The sequence below is a fragment of the Streptomyces sp. NPDC005302 genome (genome assembly GCF_040607345.1).
GTDB lineage: Bacteria > Actinomycetota > Actinomycetes > Streptomycetales > Streptomycetaceae > Streptomyces.
In genome coordinates, this window is the sequence record NZ_JBEXGN010000012.1 from 83,073 (window position 1) to 105,398 (window position 22,326).

The following is a 22,326-nucleotide window of genomic DNA, read 5'->3' on the forward strand; positions in this document are numbered from 1 at the left end:
GTACCGACTCTCCCGTCGCCTAGACCCACTTGGCTTGCAGCAGGTTGATGCCCGGGTAGGGCTGTGGCCTTATCCCGGTGAGCCGGTGCGGGTTCCACGCGGTCATCAGCTCGTTGTGCACCACCGGGTAGAGCACGGCCTGTTCGGCGACGACGTCGATGTAGTCCTGGATCATCGTCTTCTTCCGGCCGGCGTCGGGCTCCCGGGTCGCCCGGTCCATGTCCTGGAACAGCTTCTTGGCGACCGGGTCGCCGGCCCAGCGGGCGTAGCCCATCCACAGGTTCTGCGGGCCGTAGTTGTAGTGCATGATCAGGTCGGCGTCGAGGCCGAACTGGTTGGGGTTCGAGGCCGCGGCGACCACCTGGTAGTCCTGCTTCTGGTCCATCTTGGTGAAGACGGCCGTGGTCTCCTGCGGGGCCAGCGTCGTCTTCACGCCGATCGCGTCCCAGGACGCCTTGATGGTCGGCAGGCAGTCGACGATCCAGCTGACGTTCACCGCGAGGATCTCGATCCGCAGCCCCTTGACCCCGGCCTCCTCGAGCAGCTTCCTCGCCTTCTCCGGATCGTAGGAGTAGACGGTCCTCGCGGGCCGGTAGGCGGGGTTGGCCTCGTTCAGGAACGACGTCGCGGGCCTGCCGTGCCCCTTGAGGGCGACCTCGACCATCTTCTTCGTGTCGATGGCGTGGTGCAGCGCCTGCCGCACGCGGACGTCGTCGAACGGCTTGTGCCGCGTGTTGAACATCAGGAACAGGTTGTTCATGCCCGCGCCGCCCCGCACGGTCATGCCGCCCTTGGTGAGCTGCCCGATGTTGGCGTACGGGATGTTGTCGGCGATCTGCGCTCCGGCGCTCGCCCCGGAGATCTTCGCGACCCGGGGCGCGGCGTCCACTATGGTCAGCCAGTTCATCTTCGTGAAGGCGGCCCGGCGCGGCCCGTTGTACGCGGCGAACGCCTCGAACGTCGTGTTCGACTTCGGGTGGTGCGCGGTCTGCCGGTACGGCCCCGAGCCGATCGCCTTCCCCCTGATCGCGTCGTCCCAGGCCCCCGGCAGCGAGAACACGTGCCGGGGCATGATCTTCGCGAGCGTGAGCCGGGCGATCCCCTCCGGGAAGGGGAACTTGAGGACCAGTTCCACGTTCCGCGCGTCGATCTTCCGGACCTCCTTCAGCCAGCTCGCGAAGAAGCCCTTGGCCAGCGTCTGGGTCTTCGGGTCGAGGATCCGGTCGAAGACGAACACCACGTCGTCGGCGGTGACCGGCTTCCCGTCGTGGAACGTGGCGCCCGCCCGCAGCGTGAACCTCCACGACGTGCCCGTCAGATCGGCGGGCACCCGGGTGGCGAGCGCCGCGTACGGCTCGCGGGAGATCGGGTCCGTGTCGAGCAGACCCTCGTAGATGTGGTTGTTGGCGGCCATGCAGAACGCGGACGCGGTCTGCGTCGGATCCCAGCTGCCGTCGTTCCCGTAGCCGATCACGGCCGTCAGGGTGGCGTTCCTGCCGCTGCCCGAGTTGCCCGTGTCGTTCGTGGACTCCGGCCCGGACGAACAGGCCGCCAGCGACGAGGACAGCGCGGCGGCGGCGCCCAGGGCGCCCGTGTACTTCAGGAACGACCGGCGGTGCAGCGCCGGAGCGGTGGTCACGTCGCGCACGGTTCCTCCAGCAAGGAGTGGTCCAGTTGAGCGGTCCGGTGAAGCGGTGGAGCGGTGAAGCGGTCGGGTCCCCGGGCGCCGCGGACCCGACGGATCGCGAAGCCGCCCCGGGCCGGCGCGGCAGGAGATACGACGTCCTACGTCATAGGCGGCAGCGCGACCATAAAAGGGGCGCTCGAGGGGGTCAAGGGATCGCACGCGAATGGCGTATCTTCCACTGGTGCGACCAATGACGGCTTGAAACAGGGGCAGTTGGCCGAACCAGGACTTTAATCAGCCCGGAGGTGGGACGTCCGATGTCCAGCGAGCGTACGATGCGGCGCATGCCTGAGGAGACCGGGAACCGGAGCCGAGCCGAGCGTCGGGTGACCAGCCAGATCCAGCGCGAGGTCATGCAGCTGATCCTCGACCGGGGCCTCCCCGCCGGCTCCCCGCTGCCCACCGAGACCGAGCTGATGAACGACCTCGGGGTGAGCCGCAACTCCGTCCGCGAGGCACTCAAGGCACTCCAGGCACTCGACATAGTGGAGATCCGGCACGGCTACGGCACCTACGTCGGCGAGGCGTCCATGACCCCCCTCGTCGACGGTCTCACCTTCCGCACCCTCGCCCGTCCGGACGATCCCACCGGCGCCCTCGCCGAGATCCTCCAGGTCCGCGAGGTGCTGGAGGAAGGCCTCATGAGCCGCGTCGTCGACGTCCTCACCGAGGACGAACTCGACCGGCTCGAAACCGTCGTCACCCGGATGGAGGCCGCCGCCCGTGACGGAGGACGCTCCTTCCCCGAACTCGACAGCGAGTTCCACGAACTCCTCTACGCCTCCCTCGGCAACCCCCTCGTCCCCCAGCTCCTCAACGCCTTCTGGACCGTCTTCCGCCGCGTCGCCGCCGTCCGCGGCTGGACCGACGACATCACCCCCGAGGTCACCGCCCGCCGCCACCGCGACATCCTCACCGCCCTGCGCGCCCGCGACGTCGAGGGTGCCCGCGACGCGATGTCCGACCACTTCCGCGGCATCGAGGCCCGGGCGGCCCAGGGCGCCCGCGGCGTGAGCTGACCCCGAGCCCACCACCTGTCATCGGACGCCCGCACGGACCAGTGCGTACGGGACCGGTGCGTAGGGACCCGTGCGTACGGACGCGTGCATGCGGACCCACCCGTACGGGCCGCGCCACGGCGCCCCGTACGGAAACCGGCGCCCAACACCCTTACAGGCCAAGCCCGCTGGGGCCTGCGACGCATGCTCCTTGAGGTCGCGGCACCGTCTCGCCCCGGCGCGCCGCCCCTGCCCCCACCCTGACCCCCTGGCCGAAACCGGACCCGGACGCCAGTCCGGCGCGCGGCCCGACTCCGCCGCCGGGAGCGGCACTTGGGCACCGGGTGGTGCGGGTGTCCTGTGGCTGCCCTCCGGGCGGACCGTCCGCGGGCGGGCGCCGCGGCGGCCCCTCCCGGACGACGACACCCCGCCGCCCACGTACGCCGTGTACCTGCTCGGCAGGGAGCCGCCCCCGGTGCCCCGGGAGGCCCCCCGGCTGCGGTGGCCCGACTTCCGGCTGCCCGCCGACCGCGACGAGGCCCGTGCCGTCCTGACCCGGGCCTGGCGGCGGGCGGTCGGCGAACGCGTCGAGATCGCCTGCGGAGGCGGCCGGGGCCGCACCGGCGCCGCCCTGGCCTGCCTCGCCGTCCTCGACGGCGCACCGCCCGCCGACGCGGTCGCCCACGTCCGCCGCCACTACGACCGCCACGCGGTGGAGACCCCCTGGCAGCGCGCCCACGTACGCCACTTCGCCCCACGGGACCAGCGGCCTGCGCCGGCGCCGGTCCGCCGTCCGGTGGGCGGGCGCCGCCCGGACTCCCGGCCGCTCAGGCCGTCAGTTCCGTCTGCGGCGGATGCGCGGCACCGGTCCCGTGGCGGACGAACCACTCCGTGGCCAGCAGCCTCCGCCGTTCCTCCGGAGGGAGTCCCGCGAGCCGGCCCGGCAGCGCCCCGCGCTCCACCTCGGCGCGGTGGGCGAACACCGCCTCGATCTTCCGGTCCAGCCAGGGACCGGCCTCGACCGTCGCGGTCACCCACGCGTCCGGGACGCTGAACATCGGCCTGCCCTCCCGCACCAGCAGCGGGCCCAGCTCCCGGGCGGCGGAGTCGGGATGCGTGGCCAGATAGACGGCGCCCGGCCGCCACGCCGGGCCCGCGTCCGGGTAGAGCTGGTCCAGCCCGGCCGCCTGCACCGCGAGCACCGTCACCCGGTGGGTGTGCACATGGTCCGGATGGCCCGTCAGCCCGCCGTACGCGTCGTGCGTCACCACGATGTCCGGCCGTACCTCCCGGAGGTGCGCCACCAGCCGCCGTACCGCCTCGTCCAGCGGCGCGTCGCAGAACCGGACCGCCCCCGGCGCCGACCCCGGGAAACGGGCGTCGGCGTAGCCCAGCAGCCGGGGCGCGCCCGCACCGAGGATCCGCAGCGCGTCGGCCAGTTCCGCCGCCCGCCGGGTGTCCTGCGCCCAGGTCGCCGTCACGACCGCCGTACGGGCTCCCGACGCCGCGTGCCGGGCGAGCACACCGCCCGCCGACAAGGACTCGTCGTCCGGGTGCGCGAACACCGCCAGAAGGCTCGGAAGAGTCATCGACGGGTCGTCCTCCCCTGCCGAGCGGCTCGTTCACAGGCCAGTGCAGGCTACCCCTCCCCGCCCTCCGACCGGCCCGCGTCACCCGTCCGCCGGTACCCCCGTACACCCGGCGGACCCACCGCCCCGGCCCGCACCCGCCGCCAACCCCCGTGCACCGCACGGCACTTGCCACGGGCTCATCCCGCCGAGTGTAGACGCGGAGCGTCACCACCGGGATGCGAAGCGTGAAATCCGGCGGCGCGGGGGAGCAGGGTGAAAGAAGAACAAATCCCGGCCGGCCGTACGGGCCCACCCTCGGACAAGGGCACCCGCACCGGCACCGGCGCCGGCCCCGCGGACACTCCGACAGGAGACAGGCACGGAACACCCGCACGATCACGTACGAGAACACGCACCACTGGGGGGACGACACTCGGCGCACCGCGCCGAAGAGGCGGAGGAAACCGTGAAGGCGCCCACCCACGCCGACACCACGGCGCTCGCCCACGCCGACACCACCCCACCGGTCCCGCGGACCGCCCCACCGGCCACGGCACCCCCGGCACCCCGCCCCGCGGTCGTCCGCGGCGGCCGTTCCACCAGAACCACCCCCCGGCGACCGGCGGCCCCCCGATGAACCCCCCGACGCCGACACCCCCGGTCGGCTCGTACGCCGTCGACACGCACACCGGGAAGGTGGGCATGGTCACAGGAATCGACGGGCCCCGCGTCCGGCTGAGGCCGCTCGGCGGCGGCAGGGAATGGGAGTGCCCGCCCGACACCGTCCGCCGCGCCACCGCCGCCGAACGGATCCACGCCGCAACCGCCTACGCCAACGCCCGCAGCCGAGGCGAAGTCCCCTGAACCGGGCCCGACGGCACCCACCGCACACGCGAACCCGAGACCACCCCACCCCGCCCCGCACAGTGCCCCCGCCCACCGCCACCACCCGCCCGCAGCCCGCCCCGGCCCCCCGCCGCACACCCCGAACCGGCCTCCTGCACGCAATCGAGCCCATCGGGGCCGGGGCGCCGACGCCGTAGGCGAGAATGGGCGGCATGAGTCTGTTCCGCGACGACGGCATCGTGCTGCGCACCCAGAAGCTGGGCGAGGCGGACCGGATCATCACCCTGCTCACCCGCGGTCACGGCCGCGTACGCGCCGTGGCACGCGGCGTCCGCCGCACCAAGTCCAAGTTCGGCGCCCGCCTCGAACCCTTCTCCCACGTCGACGTCCAGTTCTTCGCCCGCGGCGGCGAACTCATCGGACGCAGCCTCCCCCTGTGCACCCAGAGCGAGACCATCGCCCCCTACGGCGGCGGCATCGTCACCGACTACGCCCGCTACACCGCCGGCACCGCCATGCTGGAGACCGCCGAACGCTTCACCGACCACGAGGGAGAACCCGCGGTCCAGCAGTACCTGCTGCTCGTCGGCGGACTGCGCACCCTCGCCCGCGGCGAACACGAGTCCCACCTCGTCCTCGACGCCTTCCTGCTGCGCTCCCTCGCCGTCAACGGCTACGCCCCCAGCTTCGGCAACTGTGCCAAATGCGGCATGCCCGGACCGAACCGGTTCTTCTCGGTCGCCGCGGGAGGTTCCGTCTGCGTCGACTGCCGCGTCCCCGGCAGCGTCGTACCCTCGCCCCAGGCCCTCGAACTCCTCGGCGCACTCCTCACGGGAGACTGGGAGACCGCGGACGCGGCCGAACCACGCCACGTCCGGGAGGGCAGCGGCCTCGTGTCGGCCTACCTGCACTGGCACCTGGAACGCGGACTGCGCTCCCTGCGTTACGTGGAGAAGTAACCGGCCACCGCACCGGCACGGACAATACCGGCCACCGGAACCACAGCACCGAACACCGGCAACACCGCACGAGAGCAAGAGCAAGAGGGAGACGAGAAGCACATGGTCGTACGCGGGATCCTGGGACGCCAGCGCCGCGAGTACAAGACGCCGGAACCGCACCCCTCCGGTGCCCGCGCGCCCAAACTCCCCGGCGAACTCATCCCCGGCCACGTCGCCGTCGTCATGGACGGCAACGGCCGCTGGGCCAAGGAACGCGGACTGCCCCGCACCGAGGGCCACCGCGTCGGCGAAGGCGTCGTCATGGACGTCCTCAAGGGCTGCATCGACCTCGGCGTGAAGAACCTCTCCCTCTACGCCTTCTCCACCGAGAACTGGAAGCGCTCCCCCGACGAGGTCCGCTTCCTCATGAACTTCAACCGCGACGTCATCCGCCGCCGCCGCGACGAGATGGACGAACTCGGCATCCGGATCCGCTGGGTCGGCCGCATGCCCAAACTGTGGAAGTCCGTCGTCCAGGAACTCCAGGTCGCCCAGGAGCAGACCAAGGACAACGACGCCATGACCCTGTACTTCTGCGTCAACTACGGAGGCCGCGCCGAACTCGCCGACGCCGCCAAGGCGATGGCCGCCGACGTCGCCGCCGGCCGCCTCGACCCCGACAAGGTCTCCGAGAAGACCATCCAGAAGTACCTGTACTACCCGGACATGCCCGACGTCGACCTGTTCCTGCGCCCCAGCGGAGAGCAGCGCACCTCCAACTACCTCATCTGGCAGTCCAGTTACGCCGAAATGGTGTTCCAGGACGTCCTGTGGCCCGACTTCGACCGCCGCGACCTGTGGCGCGCCTGCGTCGAATACGCCCAGCGCGACCGCCGCTTCGGCGGCGCCGTCCCCAACGAAGACCTCCTCGCCATGGAACAAGGCATAAGGGGCGACGGCTCGTAACCCCCACGCCCACCGCCGTACCGGAACCCGCGCACCACGAGAACGGTCCCTCACCCCGAACGGGGGAGGGACCGTGACCGATCGCGAAACTCAGCCCTTCGCCGCCGCGCAGTCCGCGCACGTGCCGAAGATCTCCACCGTGTGCGCCACGTTCACATAACCGTGCTCCGCCGCGATGGCCTCCGCCCACTTCTCGACGGCGGGCCCCTCCACCTCCACCGCCTTGCCGCAGACACGGCAGACGAGATGGTGGTGGTGCTCGCCGGAGGAGCAGCGCCGGTAGACGGACTCGCCCTCCGACGTCCGCAGGACATCGACCTCGCCGGCGTCGGCCAGCGACTGCAACGTGCGGTAGACCGTGGTGAGCCCGACCGAGTCGCCCTTGTGCTTGAGCATGTCGTGCAGATCCTGAGCGCTACGGAACTCGTCGACCTCGTCCAGCGCGGCCGCCACGGCGGCACGCTGCCGGGTGGAACGGCCCCGAACGGGCGATCCAGCGGTTGTCACCGTTGCCTCCTCACGTCTGCCCTTGCCCGGCCATTGTGCCAGCCCGCACTCCACCCGGTCAGACGCCGACCGTGCTCTCCGGACCCCGCGACGCCGGAATCGCGCACTCCACCGGATCCCCGGCCTCCCGCACAGCCGCCGCGGCCCGGGCCCGCCGCCGCGCCACCGGAGCCGCCAGCGCCGTCAACGCGATGAACGCCCCGATCGTCAGCAGCACGATCGTCGCCCCCGGCGGAACATCCTGGTAGTACGACGTCACCGTCCCCCCGATCGTCACACTCACCCCGATCGCCACCGAGATCGCGAACGTCGCCGCGAAACTCCGGCTCAGCTGCTGCGCCGCCGCCACCGGAACCACCATCAGCGCGCTCACCAGCAACAGACCCACCACGCGCATCGCGACCGTCACCGTCACCGCGGCCGTGACCGCCGTCAGCAGGTTCAGCGCCCGCACCGGCAGACCCGTCACCCGCGCGAACTCCTCGTCCTGGCTCACCGCGAACAACTGCCGCCGCAGCCCCAGCGTCACCAGCACCACGAACGCCGCCAGCACACAGATCGCCGTCACATCCGACGCACTCACCGTCGACAGCGAACCGAACAGATACGACGTCAGGTTCGCGTTCGAACCACCCGGCGCGAGATTGATGAACATGACGCCACCCGCCATACCCCCGTAGAACAGCATCGCCAGCGCGATGTCACCCCGCGTCCTGCCGTACCAGCGGATCAACTCCATCAGCACCGCACCCAGCACCGACACCGCCGTCGCCATCCACACCGGCGACCACGACAGCAGAAAACCGAGACCCACACCCGTCATCGCCACATGACCGATGCCGTCACCCATCAACGCCTGACGCCGCTGCACCAGATAGATACCGACGGCGGGCGCCGTGATCCCCACCAGCACCGCCGCGAGCAGCGCCCGCTGCATGAACGCGTAATCAAGGATCTCCATCAGCTCAGCAGCCCCGTCCGGATCGGCCCGGCGTCGTGCGCCGCGTGCGGATGTACATGGTCATGACCGGGCAGCGCATGCTGACCCACCGCCCTCGGCGGCGGACCGTCGTGCAGCACACACCCGTCCCGCAGCACCACCGCACGGTCGATCAACGGCTCCAGCGGTCCCAGCTCGTGCAGCACCAGCAGCACCGACGCGCCCTGTGCCACCTGGTCACGCAGTGTCGCCGCCAAGACCTCCTGGCTCGCAAGGTCCACTCCCGCCATCGGCTCGTCCATGATCAGCAACTCGGGCTCGCTCGCCAGCGCCCGCGCGATCAGCACCCGCTGATGCTGACCCCCGGACAAGGCGTTCACCGAATCCCTCGCCCGGTCCGCCATCCCCACCAGCTCCAGCGCCCGCCGCACCGCCGCGTGATCGGCCTTGCGCAGCACCCCGAAACGCGCCCGCGACAACCGCCCCGACGCCACGATCTCCGTCACCGTCGCCGGCACACCACCCGCCGCCGTCGTCCGCTGCGGCACATAGCCCACCCGCCGCCAGTCACGGAACCGCCGCCGCGGCACCCCGAAGATCTCGATCTCCCCGGCACTCACCGGAACCTGACCGATGACACTGCGCACCGCCGTCGACTTCCCCGAACCGTTCGCCCCCAGCAGCGCGACCACCTCACCGCGGCGCACCGTCAGATCCACACCCCGCAGCACCGGACGCGAACCCAGCTCGGCCCGCACCCCGCGCAACGACACCACCGCCTCGCCCACGGCCGCCACGTCCTCCGCCTCCGTCACGCTTCTCACCTCCGTCACCTCGCCCCCAGAGCCGTCTGCAGCGCCTTCAGGTTGGACCGCATGACCTGCAGGTAGTCGTCGCCCTTCGACTTGCCGGTGATCCCCTCGATCGGATCGAGGACATCCGCCCGCAGCCCCGCGTCCCGCGCGATCGTCCGGGCCGTCTTGTCACTCACGAGCGTCTCGTAGAACACCGTCGTCACCCCGTCGGCCTTCGCCAGCGTCTCCAGCCCCCGCACCCGCTTCGCGCTCGGCTCCGACTCCGGATCCAGACCGTTGATGGCCTCCTCCGTCAGCCCGTACCGCTCCGCGAGATAGCCGAACGCCGCGTGCGTCGTGATGAACGTCTTCGTGTCCGTGTGCGCCAGCCCGTCACGGAAGTCCTTGTCCAGCGCGTCGAACTTCTTCCGCAGCGCCGCCATGTTCTTCGCGTAGTCCCCGGCGTGCCGCGGATCGGCCTTCTCCAGCCCCTTCGCGACGCCCTCCGCCACCTCGGCGAACCGCACCGGGTCCAGCCAGATGTGCGGGTCCGCCGCCCCCGACTCCTCGCCCGCGGTGTGGTCGTGCTCGGCCGCGTGCCCGCCGACCTCGTTCCCGTGGTTCTCCAGCGTCGTCAACGACGCCGCGTCGATCTTCGTACCCACCTCGGACTGGGCCACCGCGTCGTCGACGGCCGGCTGGAGGTTCTTCAGATAGAGGACGGCGTCCGCCTCCTGCAGCCGCGCGGTCTGCCGCGCGCTGATCTCCAGGTCGTGCGGCTCCTGGCCGGGCTGCGTCAGGTTCGTCACGCTCACATGCGACCCGCCGATCTCCTCGGCCAGGTACTGGAGCGGGTAGAACGACGCCACCACGTCGAGCCTGCCCCCGCCCTTGCCGTCGGCCGCCGCCGAACCCGAACAGGCCGAGAGGACCCCGAGACCGAGGGCGGTGGCCACCAGAGCGGCGGACCCGGATATGAGGCGTCGTCGTACGTTCATGACACTCATTTTCAACAAAAGTGGAAACGATTGTCAATACGCTCGAAGGGCGGACCCCCTGAACCCCCCAACACCCACCCCCGCCCCCACCCGCACACCCCTCGAAAACACCCACCAACCGGATGTAACCCCCAGCGAGCCGCCCACTCAGCGAACCGATTTGATACAGAGGTGGGCCACGCCGGTAACCTGAAGCATTCGCCGCCGTCCGTCCGTAATGAAGAGAGCACCGTGGCCGCCGACAAGATCGACACCATCGTCAGCCTGAGCAAGCGCCGTGGCTTCGTTTTCCCCAGTAGTGAGATCTACGGCGGACAGCGTGCCGCCTGGGACTACGGCCCGCTCGGCGTCGAACTCAAGGAGAACATCAAGCGCCAGTGGTGGCGCTACATGGTCACCTCGCGTGAGGACGTCGTCGGCATCGACTCGTCGGTGATCCTCGCCACCGAGACCTGGGTCGCCTCCGGACACGTCGCCACCTTCTCGGACCCCCTCACCGAGTGCACCTCCTGTCACAAGCGCTACCGCGCCGACCACCTCGAAGAGGGCTACGAGGCCAAGCACGGCCGCCTCCCCGAGAACGGCCTCGCCGACATCAACTGCCCCAACTGCGGCAACAAGGGCATGTTCACCGAGCCCAAGCAGTTCTCCGGCCTCCTCTCCACCCACCTCGGCCCCACCCAGGACAGCGGCTCCGTCGCCTACCTGCGCCCCGAGACCGCCCAGGGCATCTTCACCAACTTCGCCCAGGTACAGACCACCTCGCGCCGCAAGCCGCCCTTCGGCATCGCGCAGATGGGCAAGTCCTTCCGCAACGAGATCACCCCCGGCAACTTCATCTTCCGCACCCGCGAGTTCGAACAGATGGAGATGGAATTCTTCGTCAAGCCGGGCGAGGACGAGAAGTGGCAGGAGTACTGGATGCAGGAACGCTGGAACTGGTACACCGGCCTCGGCCTCCGCGAAGAGAACATGCGCTGGTACGAGCACGCCCAGGAGAAGCTCTCCCACTACTCCAAGCGCACCGCCGACATCGAGTACCGCTTCCAGTTCGGCGGCAACGAATGGGGCGAGCTCGAAGGCGTCGCCAACCGCACCGACTACGACCTCGGCGCCCACTCCAAGGCCTCCGGCCAGGACCTCTCCTACTTCGACCAGGAAGCCGGAGAGCGCTGGACCCCCTACGTCATCGAGCCCGCCGCCGGCGTCGGCCGTGCCATGCTCGCCTTCCTCCTCGACGCCTACATCGAGGACGAAGCCCCCAACGCCAAGGGCAAGATGGAGAAGCGCACCGTCCTGCGCCTCGACCCCCGCCTCTCGCCCGTCAAGGTCGCCGTCCTCCCGCTCTCCCGCAACCCGGAACTGTCGCCCAAGGCCAAGGGCCTCGCCACCGCGCTGCGCCAGCACTGGAACATCGAGTTCGACGACGCCGGCGCCATCGGCCGCCGCTACCGCCGCCAGGACGAGATCGGCACCCCCTTCTGCGTCACCGTCGACTTCGACACCCTCGACGACAACGCCGTCACCGTGCGCGAGCGCGACTCCATGAAGCAGGAGCGCGTCTCCCTCGACCAGATCGAGGGCTACCTCGCCAGCCGCCTCGTCGGCTGCTGACCCGACCCACGCACCACGAAGCCCCCGGCTCCCACCAGGGAACCGGGGGCTTCGCGCTGCCCGGACAAGGCCGGCAGGGCCGCCCTCAACGGCCCCGCGACCGAACCGTCACCCGACTCAACGGCCCTGCAACGCCTTCACGTTGTCGCCGAACGTCCAGTTCTTCGAACCGTCCCAGTTCACCGACCAGGTCATCAGACCCTTCAGGCCGGTCCCGTAGTGCTTCCACGCCTGCGACACCAGACTCGGCGCCATGTAACCGCCACCCGCCCCCGACTGCGCGGGCAACCCCGGCACCTGCTTGTCGTACGGCACCTTGACGGTCGTCCCCTGCACCACGAGACCCTTGTTCAGGCAGTCGGTCTGCGCCGTGAACCCCTGCACCGTGCCCGCCGAGTACGAGTCACCGGAACACCCGTACATGCTCCCGTTGTAGTACTGCATGTTCAGCCACCACAGCCGGCCGTTGTCCGCGTACTTCTTCACGACCGGCAGATACGCGCCCCAGATCGACCCGTACGTGATGCTGCCACCGGTCACGTACGCCGTCTCCGGCGCCATCGTCAGCCCGAAGTTCGACGGCATCTTCGACAGCACTCCGTCGATGATCCGGATCAGGTTCGCCTGCGACGCGGACAACTGGCCGATGTTCCCGCTGCCGGTCAGGCCCGTCTCGATGTCGATGTCGATCCCGTCGAAGTTGTACTTCTTCAGGATCGGCACGATCGTCGCCACGAAACGGTCGGCGACCGTGGACGAACTCAGATCGATCCCGGCGGCCGCGCCACCGATCGACATCAGGATCGTCTGCCCCGACGCCTTGGCCGCGCACATCTCGGCGGGCGTCGCGACCTTCACGCCCACGTCCATCCCGTCCTCCCACAACGCCGTCCCGTCCGAACGGATCACGGGGAACGCCGCGTTGAGCACGTTGTAACCGTGCTGGGCGATACGGGAATCGGTGATCGGCGTCCAACCGAACGGCGGATGCACGCCGTTGGACGAGCCGTCCCAGTTCTCCCAGTAGCCCTGGAGAACCTTGCCGGCGGGACGAGACTTCACGGCACAGGTGTCGGCCGCGGCGGCACTGGGCGCACCGGCCACCGACAACGGGGTCAGGACCGCCGCTGCCAGGGCGACGGCGAGCAGGCGGAGCTTGCGACGAATCATGCGAGGCCTCCCGGTGGGGGGTGCGGTGAGGTGTCGAGGTGTCGTAGGCATGACATTCGCGCGGTCCAGACCATTCGTCAATAGGTCTGGACCATGGTTCGGGGTGTGCGTGGCTGATGTCGGGTATGGAATGACAGATAACAGATGACAGCTGACAGATATTGAAATCTGTCAGCTGTAATGCGAGGGTGATGGAGTACCGCCCCTCCAAGGACCACCAAGGAGCTCTCATGCAAACCCGCCCCCTCGGAACAACCGGCCCCCAGGTCTCCGCCCTCGGCCTCGGCTGCATGGGCATGTCCGCGCTCTACGGGGACGCGGACCGGGCCGAGTCCGTCGCGACGATCCATGCCGCGCTCGAAGCGGGCGTGACCCTGCTGGACACGGGCGATTTCTACGCCATGGGCCACAACGAGATGCTGATCGGGGAGGCGCTGCGTTCGGCGCCGGCGGCGTTGCGTGAGCGGGCGTTGACGAGTGTGAAGTTCGGGGCGTTGCGGGATCCGGACGGGGGCTGGTCGGGGTATGACGGGCGGCCCGCGGCGGTGAAGAACTTCGCCGCCTACTCCTTGCAGCGCCTCGGCGTCGATCATATCGATGTGTACCGGATCGCCCGGGTCGATCCCGGAATTCCCATCGAGGAGACCGTCGGTGCGATCGCGGAGCTGGTGGAGGCCGGGCATGTGCGGCACATCGGTCTGAGTGAGGCCGGCGCGGACTCGGTCCGGCGTGCGGCGGCGACGGCGCCGATCTCGGATCTGCAGATCGAGTACTCGTTGATCTCGCGGGGCATCGAGGGGGAGATCCTGGCGACGACCCGTGAGCTGGGGATCGGGATCACGGCGTACGGGGTGTTGTCGCGCGGTCTGATCTCGGGGCACTTCACGGCCGACCGGCAGCTGGGCGCGAACGACTTCCGGGCCATGAGTCCCCGTTTCCAGGGGGACAACCTGCGGCACAACCTCTCGCTGGTGGACGCGTTGCGGAAGATCGCCGAGCAGAAGGGGGTCAGCGTCGCGCAGATCGCGATCGCGTGGGTGCTGTCGCGGGGCGGGGACATCGTGCCGCTGGTGGGTGCGCGGACCCGGGAGCGGCTGGCGGAGGCGCTGGGCGCTCTGGACGTGACGCTGGACGAGGCGGACCTGGCGGCGATCGAGCGGGCGGTGCCGGTGGACGCGGCGGCGGGTGACCGTTACCCGGCGGCGCAGATGGCACATCTCGACAGTGAGCGCTGACAGTACCGGCGGGTACGGTCTTCGTCATGGCACAGACCGGTGAAGTACTGACGGCCGAGCGCATCCTCGAGGTGACCGAGGAGGTGCTGCGTCGCCATGGGCCGGCGAAGGCCACGGTGGTGGACGTGGCGCGGGCGCTGGGTGTCAGTCATGGCAGTGTCTACCGCCATTTCCGTACGAAGGCGGCGCTGCGGGAGGCGGTCACGAAGCGGTGGCTGGACCGGACGTCGGCGACGCTGGGGGAGATCGCCGGGTCGGCCGCGCAGCCGGCTCCGGTGGCTCTGGAGCACTGGCTGGGTGCGCTGTTCACGGCGAAGCGGCACAAGGCGGGGGACGATCCGGAGCTGTTCGCGACGTACATGGTGCTGCTCGCCGAGGCGAGTGCGGTGGTGGAGGAGCACGTCGCGGAGCTGGTGGAGCAGCTGACGCAGATCGTGTTCCGGGGTGTCCAGGAGGGCGATTTCTTGTCGGTGGACGGTGATTCGGCGGCGACGGCGCGGGCGGTGTTCGACGCGACGGGCCGTTTCCATGATCCGGCGTATGCGGGTGAGTGGGTGCAGGCGGGGATCGAGGCGGAGTTCGTGGCGGTGGTCCGGCTGCTGTTGCGTGGTCTGCGTCGGCGTATCGACTGAGGTGTGTCGCCCGGGGTGGACCGGGCTGTTGTGTGGACCCCGGCGGGGTGGGCTCGCCGGGGTTTCAGTTTTCCTTGGGGTCGACGGTCGCCTGGTGGGCTTCGGCGAGGTGTTCCTCGGCCTTGAGCCAGGGGAGGAACTGGGCGTTCTTGCGCCAGCCGCAGGTGTCGCATCGGATGGTGCGCTGGACGCCGGTGCGTTGGACGCGGACGGTGTGTTCGCGGCCGTGCTGGTCCCAGCGGCTGACTTTGCTCTGGTTGATCTGCAGCATGACACCTCCTGGTTGACCGTTTCGTCTGCGCTAGGAGTGTGCAGCATCGGGAAGATCAACGGGGGCTGTCGGGCGGTGAGTTCGGTGGGGGGCCGGGTGGGTCAGGAGGGTGCGAGGTGTCCTTCGGCGGCTTCCACGGCGGCGGTGGTGACGTTGACCTGGTGTTCTATCTGCCGGTCCACGGGGACCCAGGTGGCGGTGAAGCTCGTGGAGTAGGCGGCGCACCAGCGGGTGATGAGGGCTTCCAGTTCGGCGCGTTGGGGTGCGGTGGCGGGGTGGGGGGCGTGTTCGTCGAGGAGGCGCAGGAGCATGGCGGCGGCGCGGAGCGGGGTGCGGCGGGCGAAGCCTTCGATGCTGGCGGTGCGGGCGCGGGTGAGGTCGGGCAGTGGGGTGTAGGTGGGGTGGCTGGGGTCCCAGCTGTCGGCGAGGGGGCCGCAGACGCGGAGGGTTTCGGCGATGGCCCTGCGGATGCTGAAGGCGGGGTCCGGGCCGGGGGGCGGGAGGTGGGGGCGGGCGCGTTCGTAGTGGGCGCGGGTGGTGTGGGTGTGGGCGCGCAGGCGTTCGGCCCAGTGGCGCAGGCGTTGTTCGGGGGCGGGGTCGGGGGTGAGGTCGGCGAATCGGGTGGCGGCCCAGACGGGGACTTCGATGACGGCGGTGACGCCTCCGTAGGCGTGGGGGGCGAGCCAGGTGGAGCGGTGGGCGTTCTCGGGGAAGGCGGTGGGGCGTTCGGGGGCTCCGGGGGGTGGGAGGACGAAGACGCCGGGGGCGGTGGCGGGCCAGTGGAGGGCGTCGAGGGGGGCGTTCTCGACGGGGATGCCGAGGCGTTCGGCGGAGGTGGTGAGGGTGCGGTCGAGGCCGGGGACGTCGCGGGTGAGCTGGGCGAAGGTGCCGCCGATGTCGGTGCTGTGGAGGGAGATCTGGACGTAGGGGCGGATGCGGCGGATGACGTCGAGGAGGGCGCGGCTCTCGGGGAGGAAGCGGGGGCGGGGGAGTGCGGGTGCCCATTCGGGTTGTTCGTCGGGGGCGGGGCGGAAGAAGTGGCGGTACTGGTCGAGGAGGGTGTCGGCGTGGTGGCCGCCTTCGTTGAGGCGGGCTCCGTCCGGGTCGAGGCACAGCACGAGGTGCCATACGGTTCCGGGGTGTTCGCCGGCCAGTGCCCGGTGGGCCAGCGCGAGGAGGGTGCCGCCGCCGACGTATTCGTTGGGGTGGGCGCCCGCGACCACGAGGGCGTGCCGTGGGCCTCTTCCGACGCTGAGCATCCGTAGGGGGGTGCCGCGGCGGGAGTGGCCGATCGTGGTGAGCCGGCACTTGTCGGGGTGCCGGGTTGCGAGGGCCCTGGCGGTGCGGGTGACGTCGGCGGGTGTGGGGTAGTTCAGTGTCCGGTTCCGCCGGTGCCCGTGGTGGGCCTCTGGTCCGGTGTGCGGATCTTGGTGTGGGCCACGGGGCCTCCTCGGATCGCGGAGCGGTCGACGGGGGCGTGCGGCTGGGCGGTCGCCGGGCGCGGTCCGTTCGACTTCAGTGCGACTCAGTACGACATGGTGTGCGGAGAGTGTCAACAGGCCCTGGGGAATGGGTAGTTGACGGCATGACGGGTGCATGTGCCGGTGGCCGGGCGGGGGCGTGCGGGTGGGGTCGTGCGGGGTGGTCGCCCGGGGTCGGCGGTCAGGCGATGGTGCGGGGGAGTCGCAGGCTGAGCGCGGTGGTGAGGGCGATGCCGGCGAGCTGGACGAGGAGGGTGATGACGAGGGCGTCCCGCATGCCGTGGGTGGGGGCGAGGGACAGGAACAGGGTGCCGAGGGTGGCGACGCCGATGGCGAGGGAGGCCTGCTGGGTGGTGGCCATCACGCCGCTTCCGACGCCGGCGCGGGCGGCGGGTACTTCGGAGAGGACGATCCGGATGAGGACGGGGAGTTGGAGTGCTTGTCCGGCTCCGGCGACGGCCGCTCCGGGGAGGAGTTGCCAGACGCCGAGGTCGGGCCAGGACCGCCAGGCGGCGAGGGCGATGAGGGTGATGCCGATGCCCTGGAGGATTCCGCCGGCGGTGACGACGCGGGTGCCGTGGCGGGCGATCAGGCGGGGGCCGCACAGCGAGGTGACGAAGAAGACGACGGCGAGCGGGGCGAGGGCGAGTCCGGCGGGGACGGGGCCGAGGCCCTCGCCCTGTTGCAGGGCGACCGCGATGACGAACATGAAGCCGCTGAATCCGATGGAGAACGGCACGATCATGATCAGGCCGCGGCGCAGTGAGGTCAGCCGGAACAGGCTGGGCGGGACGAGGGGGGTGCGGCCGTTGCGGTCGGCGTGCCGTTCGACGAGGTAGAAGGCGGTGGCGGCGAGGGGGAACAGGGCGAGGGAGAGCCAGGTCCACAGGGGCCAGCCGGCGGCGCGGCCCTCGGTGAGGGGGGTGAGCAGGGCCACCAGGGTGACGGCGAGCAGGACGGTGCCGGGGGCGTCGACGGGTTCGGGGTGCCGGGAGCGGGTCTCGGGGACGGCGCGGGCGGCGAGGAACAGGCCGAGGGCGACGACGGGGACGTTCACGAGGAAGACGGAGCGCCAGCCGCTGCCGGCGATGTCGGCGGCGACGAGGACGCCGCCGAGGATCTGTCCGGCGACCATGGACAGACCGGCGGTGGCGCCGTAGAGGCCCATGGCCTTGGCGCGGCGCGGTCCGGCGGTGGTGGCCTGGATGGTGGCGAGGACCTGGGGCAGCATCGCGGCGGCGGCGGCGCCCTGGGCGACGCGGGCGGCGACGAGGGTCCAGGCGGTGGGGGCGAGTCCGCAGGCGAGTGAGGTCAGGCCGAAGGCGGCCATGCCGCCGAGGAAGAACCGTCGTCGGCCGAAGAGGTCGCCGAGGCGTCCGCCGAGGACGAGGAGGACGGCGTAGGCGACTCCGTAGCCGGCGACGACGAGTTCGAGGACGGACTCGCTCGCGTGCAGGTCGTGTCCGATGGTGGGGAGGGCCACGTTGACGATGAAGAAGTCGATCAGGGGCAGGGCCGCGCCGAGCAGCACGGTGAAGAGTCCGAGGCCGCCGAGGGCGGGTGGGGCAGGGGTGCGGACGGTGGTGGTGAGCGTTCCGGTTTCGGTCACGTCCTCCAGCCTTCTCCCGCTCTCAGGCTGGTACCAGAGTCTTCTTATCCTGGTAGAAGGAGTACCTGGCAACAGGCTGCGGTGAGCGGCAGGCTGGAGGCATGACGACGATGGCACGGGATGCGACCGCGGGTTCGGCGGGGGTACGGTCCGCGGGCGCGCCGACGGGGCCCGCGGGGTCGGCAGGAGCGGGGGGCGTCGGGGCCGTCGCCGGGGAGGTGCTGTCGTCGGGTGCCGCGGCGTCGCGGGGCAGTGAGATCCGGCGGCACGAGCTGGCGATGTTCCTGCGCAGCCGCCGTGAGCGCATCACGCCCGAGCAGGTGGGGCTGCCCCGGGGGCGTCGGCGGCGTACTCCGGGGCTGCGCCGCGAGGAGGTCGCGCAGCTCTCGGCGGTGGGGGTGACCTGGTACACGTGGCTGGAGCAGGCGCGGGACATCCAGGTGTCCGAGCAGGTCCTCGACGCGTTGGCGCGGACCCTGTTGCTGGATGCCGGTGAGCGCGCTCATCTCTTCCAGCTGGCGGGTGCCGTGGATCCGTCGCCGGCCGCGCAGTGCTCGGGGATCACGCCGGCGCTGCGTCTGATGCTGCGGCAGCTGGAGCCCGTTCCGGCCTGTATCCAGAACAGCCGGTACGACATCCTGGCGTACAACCGCACGTACGCCCGGCTGATGATGCGTGACCTCGACACGGTGCCGCCCGCCGACCGCAACTGCCTGGTGCTCGCGTACACGAACGCGGAGTGGCGTGAGTCGATCGTCTTCCTGGACGAGGCGATGCGGTTGATGGCGGCGCGGCTGCGGGTGTCGATGGCCGGGCATCTCGGGGAGCCGGCCTGGAAGATGCTGGTGAAGCGGCTGCGGGCGGAGTCGGCGGAGTTCCGCGAGATCTGGGAGCGGTATGAGGTGGTGAGCGCGCGCGGCAAGACGAAGCAGTTCGTCAGCCCGTACGTCGGTCTCGTGACGGTCGATCACACCGACCTGTGGCTCGCGCCCGCGCAGGGCGCCCGGATGGTGACCTATCCGCCGGCCGACGAGCAGAGCCGTGAGCGGCTGGAGCGGCTGCACGCGATCGCCCTGGAGGCGGAGGCCGAGGAGGCCGGAGCGGCGTGACGCCGCGGGGGCGGCCGGCGGGCGCCGCCCCGGGCCCACGGCGGGCGGACGCGCCCACCGCGGGCCGTGAACGGTCGGGGCCCACCGCGGGCGGTGCACGGTTCGGGACTGTTCCGTCCGGGCCGTTCCCGTCCGGGGTCAGGCGGCTGTGGTGTCGTGTGTCCTTGCGCTCACCGGTTCCGCCACCTCCGGCGCCTCCAGCAGGCGGGCCGTGCGGTCGGCCGTGCCGCGGGCCCAGCGTCCGCTGGTGAGCGCGCCGAGGACGAGGACGGCGAGGCCGCAGGCGGCGATGATCCACCAGCCCGGGCGGGCGGCGGAGACGAAGGTGTCGCGGTAGGCGGAGGCCTGGATGCCCGAGGCGAGGGCGGCGCCGATGACGGCGACGCCGAGGGTGCCGCCGATCTGGCGGCTGGTGGAGGCGACGGCCGCGGCGACGCCCGCCTGGGTGCGGGGCATGCCGGAGACGGCGGTGTTGGTGATGGGGGCGTTGACGAAGCCGAAGCCGAGGCCGAAGAAGACGTAGCCGATGACGAGGGTGACGTTCGACGTCTCGGCCTCGAAGGCGGCGAACAGGACGCCGCTGATGGTCATGGCGACGCCGGCGATCAGCAGGGACAGGCGGGGGCCGCGGCTGCCGACGAGGCGTCCCGAGATGGGCGCGCAGACGAAGCAGAGGGCGGCCATCGGCAGCATCCACAGGCCCGCGTGCAGGGCGTCGAGGCCGCGGACGTTCTGCAGGTAGAGCGTCGACAGGAACAGGAAGCCGCTGAGGGCGGCGAACGCGCTGACCGCGATGACGGTCGCGCCGCTGAACGGGGCGGAGCGGAAGAAGCGCAGGTCGATGAGGGGTTCGTCGCGGCGGGGTTCGTACCACAGGAGGCCGAGCAGGGAGGCGAGGGCGACCGCGCCGAAGGCGAGGGTGTGGGTGAGGCCGGAGGTGGGCGCTTCGATGATCGCGTAGGTGAGGGAGCCGAGGAGCGCGATGACGAGGAGCTGGCCGACCGGGTCGGGGCGACGGGCCTTGGGGGCGCGGGACTCGGGGACGAACCGCAGGGTCAGCAGGAGGGCGGCGAGGCCGACGGGCAGGTTGATCCAGAAGATCGAGCGCCAGCCGACGGTGTCGACGAGGAGTCCGCCGACGAGGGGGCCCGCGGCCATGGAGATGCCGACGACGGCACCCCACACGCCGATCGCGCGGGCGCGTTCGCGGGGGTCGGTGAACGTGTTCGTGATGATCGACATGGCGACGGGGTTGAGCATCGAGCCGCCGACGGCCTGGATCATCCGGAACACGATGAGGGTGTCGAGGCTCGGGGCGAGCGAGCAGAGCACCGAGCCGATGGTGAACAGGACGAGACCCGCCATGAAGACCTTGCGGCGGCCGATGCGGTCGGCGGTGGAGCCCGCGAGCATCAGCAGGGAGGCCAGCACCAGGGTGTACGCGTCGATCGTCCATTGCATGCCCGCGACGCTCGCGTGCAGGTCCCTCTGCATCGAGGGGAGGGCGACGTTCAGGATGGTGACGTCGAGGCTCACGATCAGCAGACTCATGCAGCAGATCGCGAGCACCAGCATGCGGTGGCGGTGGCTGAGCTCAGGCATCCACTCAGCGTACGCCGACGTCGATAGTGTGTCTAACTAATGACCTCTACACGATCTTCTGCGCGGGCACCCGTCGCCGTACGCCACAATGGGGGAATGCCCACGCCCACGTCCACCGTGAACTCCGTGCTGTCGATCGGTCCCCACCAGGTGCAGCCGCCCGTCGTCCTCGCCCCCATGGCGGGCATCACGAACGCGCCGTTCCGCACGCTGTGCCGCGAGTTCAGCGGCGGCAAGGGTCTCTTCGTCAGCGAGATGATCACCACGCGGGCGCTGGTCGAGCGCAACGAGAAGACCATGCAGCTGATCCACTTCGACGCGACCGAGAAGCCGCGCTCGATCCAGCTGTACGGCGTCGACCCCGCGACCGTCGGCAAGGCCGTCCGCATGATCGCGGACGAGGGCCTCGCCGACCACATCGACCTCAACTTCGGCTGCCCGGTCCCCAAGGTGACCCGCAAGGGCGGCGGCTCCGCCCTGCCGTACAAGCGCCCGCTGCTGCGCGCGATCCTCCGCGAGGCCGTCAGCGGCGCCGGGGACCTGCCCGTCACCATGAAGATGCGCAAGGGCATCGACGACGACCACATCACCTTCCTCGACGCCGGGCGCATCGCGGTCGAGGAGGGCGTGACCGCGATCGCCCTGCACGGCCGGACCGCCGCCCAGCACTACGGCGGCACCGCCGACTGGGACGCCATCGCCCGGCTGAAGGAGCACGTGCCGGAGATCCCCGTCCTCGGCAACGGCGACATCTGGTCGGCGGACGACGCGCTGCGGATGGTCCGCGAGACCGGCTGCGACGGCGTGGTCGTCGGCCGCGGCTGCCTCGGCCGGCCCTGGCTGTTCGGCGACCTGGTCGCCGCGTTCGAGGGCCGCGAGGAGTACGCACGCCCGGCGCTCCGCGAGGTCGCGGCCGTCATGGTCCGGCACGCCACCCTGCTCGGCGAGTGGATCGGCGACGAGGCGCGCGGTGTCATCGACTTCCGCAAGCACGTCGCCTGGTACCTGAAGGGCTTCTCCGTCGGCTCCGAGATGCGCAAGCGGCTCGCCGTCACCTCCTCGCTCGCCGAACTGTCCGACGGGCTGGCCGAGCTGGACCTCGACCAGGCGTGGCCCGCCGACGCCGACGGCCCGCGCGGCCGCACCTCCGGCAACAACCGTGTCGTCCTGCCCGAGGGCTGGCTGAAGGACCCCTACGACTGCGCGGGCGTCGGCGAGGAAGCCGAACTGGACACATCCGGCGGCTGAACCCGGCCGCCGGGTCACGGGCGCCCACCGCTCCTGCGACCCGCCCCCACCCGCCGAACCGGACGTCCCGCCGACCCCCGACGGGACCGCGCCGCACTCGCGCACAC

The 22,326-nt window shown here is 70.8% G+C and carries 20 protein-coding genes and 1 pseudogene; 10 read left to right on the forward strand and 11 right to left on the reverse strand.

The genetic code is table 11. The features are described 5' to 3' along the window. Positions 1-19 precede the first annotated feature (19 nt). Complete coding sequence (locus tag ABZT74_RS19790; protein ID WP_356436465.1) at positions 20-1,648, reverse strand: ABC transporter substrate-binding protein; 1,629 nt, start codon at positions 1,646-1,648, stop codon at positions 20-22. Between the two features lie 314 nt (positions 1,649-1,962). On the opposite strand from ABZT74_RS19790, the gene ABZT74_RS19795 reads away from it, so the two are divergent. Both ABZT74_RS19795 and ABZT74_RS19800 read left to right on the forward strand, forming a co-directional pair. Beyond that, complete coding sequence (locus tag ABZT74_RS19795) at positions 1,963-2,706, forward strand: FadR/GntR family transcriptional regulator (RefSeq protein ID WP_356436628.1); 744 nt, start codon at positions 1,963-1,965, stop codon at positions 2,704-2,706. A 337-nt stretch (positions 2,707-3,043) separates the two neighbouring features. Further along, a pseudogene (locus ABZT74_RS19800) lies at positions 3,044-3,430 on the forward strand (protein phosphatase); the annotation flags it as partial. An 82-nt stretch (positions 3,431-3,512) separates the two neighbouring features. On the opposite strand, the gene ABZT74_RS19805 reads toward ABZT74_RS19800, so the two are convergent. Continuing rightward, positions 3,513-4,274, reverse strand: a complete 762-nt coding sequence (locus tag ABZT74_RS19805; RefSeq protein ID WP_356436468.1) for a PIG-L deacetylase family protein — start codon at positions 4,272-4,274, stop codon at positions 3,513-3,515. 615 nt (positions 4,275-4,889) lie between these two features. On the opposite strand from ABZT74_RS19805, the gene ABZT74_RS19810 reads away from it, so the two are divergent. From ABZT74_RS19810 to ABZT74_RS19820, 3 genes are all read left to right on the forward strand, one after another. Further along, positions 4,890-5,120, forward strand: a complete 231-nt coding sequence (locus ABZT74_RS19810; protein WP_356173001.1) for a hypothetical protein — start codon at positions 4,890-4,892, stop codon at positions 5,118-5,120. 194 nt (positions 5,121-5,314) lie between these two features. Further along, a complete protein-coding gene (gene recO / locus ABZT74_RS19815; protein ID WP_356436471.1) occupies positions 5,315-6,061 on the forward strand; it encodes a DNA repair protein RecO in 747 nt (248 codons plus the stop codon). A 102-nt stretch (positions 6,062-6,163) separates the two neighbouring features. Then, the gene (locus ABZT74_RS19820; RefSeq protein ID WP_355863580.1) at positions 6,164-7,009 is read left to right on the forward strand and encodes an isoprenyl transferase; all 846 of its coding nucleotides are present in this window, start codon (positions 6,164-6,166) and stop codon (positions 7,007-7,009) included. 90 nt (positions 7,010-7,099) lie between these two features. Here the strand turns inward: ABZT74_RS19820 and ABZT74_RS19825 are convergent, their stop codons facing one another. The 4 genes from ABZT74_RS19825 to ABZT74_RS19840 are packed head-to-tail and all read right to left on the reverse strand — an operon-like array spanning position 7,100 to position 10,248. Beyond that, the gene (locus ABZT74_RS19825; RefSeq protein ID WP_355863582.1) at positions 7,100-7,516 is read right to left on the reverse strand and encodes a transcriptional repressor; all 417 of its coding nucleotides are present in this window, start codon (positions 7,514-7,516) and stop codon (positions 7,100-7,102) included. A gap of 58 nt (positions 7,517-7,574) precedes the next feature. Continuing rightward, entirely contained in the window at positions 7,575-8,477 is a 903-nt protein-coding gene (locus ABZT74_RS19830) for a metal ABC transporter permease (protein WP_355863584.1), read from the reverse strand. Continuing rightward, complete coding sequence (locus ABZT74_RS19835; RefSeq protein WP_356436474.1) at positions 8,477-9,253, reverse strand: metal ABC transporter ATP-binding protein; 777 nt, start codon at positions 9,251-9,253, stop codon at positions 8,477-8,479. The genes ABZT74_RS19830 and ABZT74_RS19835 overlap by 1 nt, the downstream gene beginning before the upstream one ends. 32 nt (positions 9,254-9,285) lie before the next feature. Further along, positions 9,286-10,248: a metal ABC transporter substrate-binding protein gene (locus ABZT74_RS19840; RefSeq protein WP_356436477.1), complete on the reverse strand. Its 963-nt coding sequence runs from the start codon at positions 10,246-10,248 to the stop codon at positions 9,286-9,288. Between the two features lie 231 nt (positions 10,249-10,479). Here ABZT74_RS19840 and ABZT74_RS19845 point away from each other — a divergent pair, with 231 nt between their 5' ends. Next, a complete protein-coding gene (locus ABZT74_RS19845) occupies positions 10,480-11,862 on the forward strand; it encodes a glycine--tRNA ligase (RefSeq protein WP_355863590.1) in 1,383 nt (460 codons plus the stop codon). Positions 11,863-11,979: 117 nt separating this feature from the next. Here the strand turns inward: ABZT74_RS19845 and ABZT74_RS19850 are convergent, their stop codons facing one another. Further along, positions 11,980-13,032, reverse strand: a complete 1,053-nt coding sequence (locus ABZT74_RS19850) for a chitinase (protein ID WP_356436480.1) — start codon at positions 13,030-13,032, stop codon at positions 11,980-11,982. A gap of 230 nt (positions 13,033-13,262) precedes the next feature. Here ABZT74_RS19850 and ABZT74_RS19855 point away from each other — a divergent pair, with 230 nt between their 5' ends. Together ABZT74_RS19855 and ABZT74_RS19860 are read left to right on the forward strand one after the other, a co-directional pair. Further along, positions 13,263-14,267 carry an aldo/keto reductase gene (locus ABZT74_RS19855; protein WP_355863594.1) on the forward strand — a complete coding sequence of 335 codons (1,005 nt, stop codon included), beginning with the start codon at positions 13,263-13,265 and terminating at the stop codon, positions 14,265-14,267. A 26-nt stretch (positions 14,268-14,293) separates the two neighbouring features. After that, the gene (locus ABZT74_RS19860; protein WP_356436483.1) at positions 14,294-14,899 is read left to right on the forward strand and encodes a TetR family transcriptional regulator; all 606 of its coding nucleotides are present in this window, start codon (positions 14,294-14,296) and stop codon (positions 14,897-14,899) included. Between the two features lie 64 nt (positions 14,900-14,963). On the opposite strand, the gene ABZT74_RS19865 is transcribed toward ABZT74_RS19860, so the two are convergent. The 3 genes from ABZT74_RS19865 to ABZT74_RS19875 all read right to left on the reverse strand — a co-directional run bounded on the left by ABZT74_RS19865 (position 14,964) and on the right by ABZT74_RS19875 (position 18,260). Beyond that, positions 14,964-15,170, reverse strand: coding sequence for a hypothetical protein (locus ABZT74_RS19865; RefSeq protein ID WP_081217173.1), 207 nt, complete (start codon positions 15,168-15,170; stop codon positions 14,964-14,966). 101 nt (positions 15,171-15,271) lie between these two features. Beyond that, positions 15,272-16,546 carry a M14 family zinc carboxypeptidase gene (locus ABZT74_RS19870; RefSeq protein ID WP_356173062.1) on the reverse strand — a complete coding sequence of 425 codons (1,275 nt, stop codon included), beginning with the start codon at positions 16,544-16,546 and terminating at the stop codon, positions 15,272-15,274. Positions 16,547-16,832: 286 nt separating this feature from the next. Then, positions 16,833-18,260, reverse strand: a complete 1,428-nt coding sequence (locus tag ABZT74_RS19875; protein ID WP_356436486.1) for an MFS transporter — start codon at positions 18,258-18,260, stop codon at positions 16,833-16,835. Positions 18,261-18,538: 278 nt separating this feature from the next. Between ABZT74_RS19875 and ABZT74_RS19880 the strand changes: the two genes are divergently transcribed. Continuing rightward, the gene (locus ABZT74_RS19880) at positions 18,539-19,369 is read left to right on the forward strand and encodes a helix-turn-helix transcriptional regulator (protein WP_356436631.1); all 831 of its coding nucleotides are present in this window, start codon (positions 18,539-18,541) and stop codon (positions 19,367-19,369) included. 138 nt (positions 19,370-19,507) lie between these two features. Here ABZT74_RS19880 and ABZT74_RS19885 read toward each other — a convergent pair whose 3' ends face one another. Further along, the gene (locus tag ABZT74_RS19885; RefSeq protein ID WP_356173022.1) at positions 19,508-20,971 is read right to left on the reverse strand and encodes an MFS transporter; all 1,464 of its coding nucleotides are present in this window, start codon (positions 20,969-20,971) and stop codon (positions 19,508-19,510) included. A gap of 96 nt (positions 20,972-21,067) precedes the next feature. Between ABZT74_RS19885 and dusB the strand changes: the two genes are divergently transcribed. After that, the gene (gene dusB, locus ABZT74_RS19890) at positions 21,068-22,219 is read left to right on the forward strand and encodes a tRNA dihydrouridine synthase DusB (RefSeq protein WP_355863604.1); all 1,152 of its coding nucleotides are present in this window, start codon (positions 21,068-21,070) and stop codon (positions 22,217-22,219) included. The last annotated feature ends 107 nt before the right edge of the window (positions 22,220-22,326 follow it).

Coding starts and splice junctions, on each gene's coding strand:
- ABZT74_RS19865 (WP_081217173.1), bottom strand. CDS start 15,170: ATGCTGCAGATCAACCAGAGCAAAGTCAGCCGCTGGGACCAGCACGGC.
- ABZT74_RS19840 (WP_356436477.1), bottom strand. CDS start 10,248: ATGAACGTACGACGACGCCTCATATCCGGGTCCGCCGCTCTGGTGGCC.
- ABZT74_RS19810 (WP_356173001.1), top strand. CDS start 4,890: ATGAACCCCCCGACGCCGACACCCCCGGTCGGCTCGTACGCCGTCGAC.
- ABZT74_RS19880 (WP_356436631.1), top strand. CDS start 18,539: ATGTTCCTGCGCAGCCGCCGTGAGCGCATCACGCCCGAGCAGGTGGGG.
- dusB (WP_355863604.1), top strand. CDS start 21,068: ATGCCCACGCCCACGTCCACCGTGAACTCCGTGCTGTCGATCGGTCCC.
- recO (WP_356436471.1), top strand. CDS start 5,315: ATGAGTCTGTTCCGCGACGACGGCATCGTGCTGCGCACCCAGAAGCTG.
- ABZT74_RS19860 (WP_356436483.1), top strand. CDS start 14,294: ATGGCACAGACCGGTGAAGTACTGACGGCCGAGCGCATCCTCGAGGTG.
- ABZT74_RS19805 (WP_356436468.1), bottom strand. CDS start 4,274: ATGACTCTTCCGAGCCTTCTGGCGGTGTTCGCGCACCCGGACGACGAG.
- ABZT74_RS19850 (WP_356436480.1), bottom strand. CDS start 13,032: ATGATTCGTCGCAAGCTCCGCCTGCTCGCCGTCGCCCTGGCAGCGGCG.
- ABZT74_RS19820 (WP_355863580.1), top strand. CDS start 6,164: ATGGTCGTACGCGGGATCCTGGGACGCCAGCGCCGCGAGTACAAGACG.
- ABZT74_RS19795 (WP_356436628.1), top strand. CDS start 1,963: ATGCGGCGCATGCCTGAGGAGACCGGGAACCGGAGCCGAGCCGAGCGT.
- ABZT74_RS19830 (WP_355863584.1), bottom strand. CDS start 8,477: ATGGAGATCCTTGATTACGCGTTCATGCAGCGGGCGCTGCTCGCGGCG.
- ABZT74_RS19855 (WP_355863594.1), top strand. CDS start 13,263: ATGCAAACCCGCCCCCTCGGAACAACCGGCCCCCAGGTCTCCGCCCTC.
- ABZT74_RS19885 (WP_356173022.1), bottom strand. CDS start 20,971: ATGCCTGAGCTCAGCCACCGCCACCGCATGCTGGTGCTCGCGATCTGC.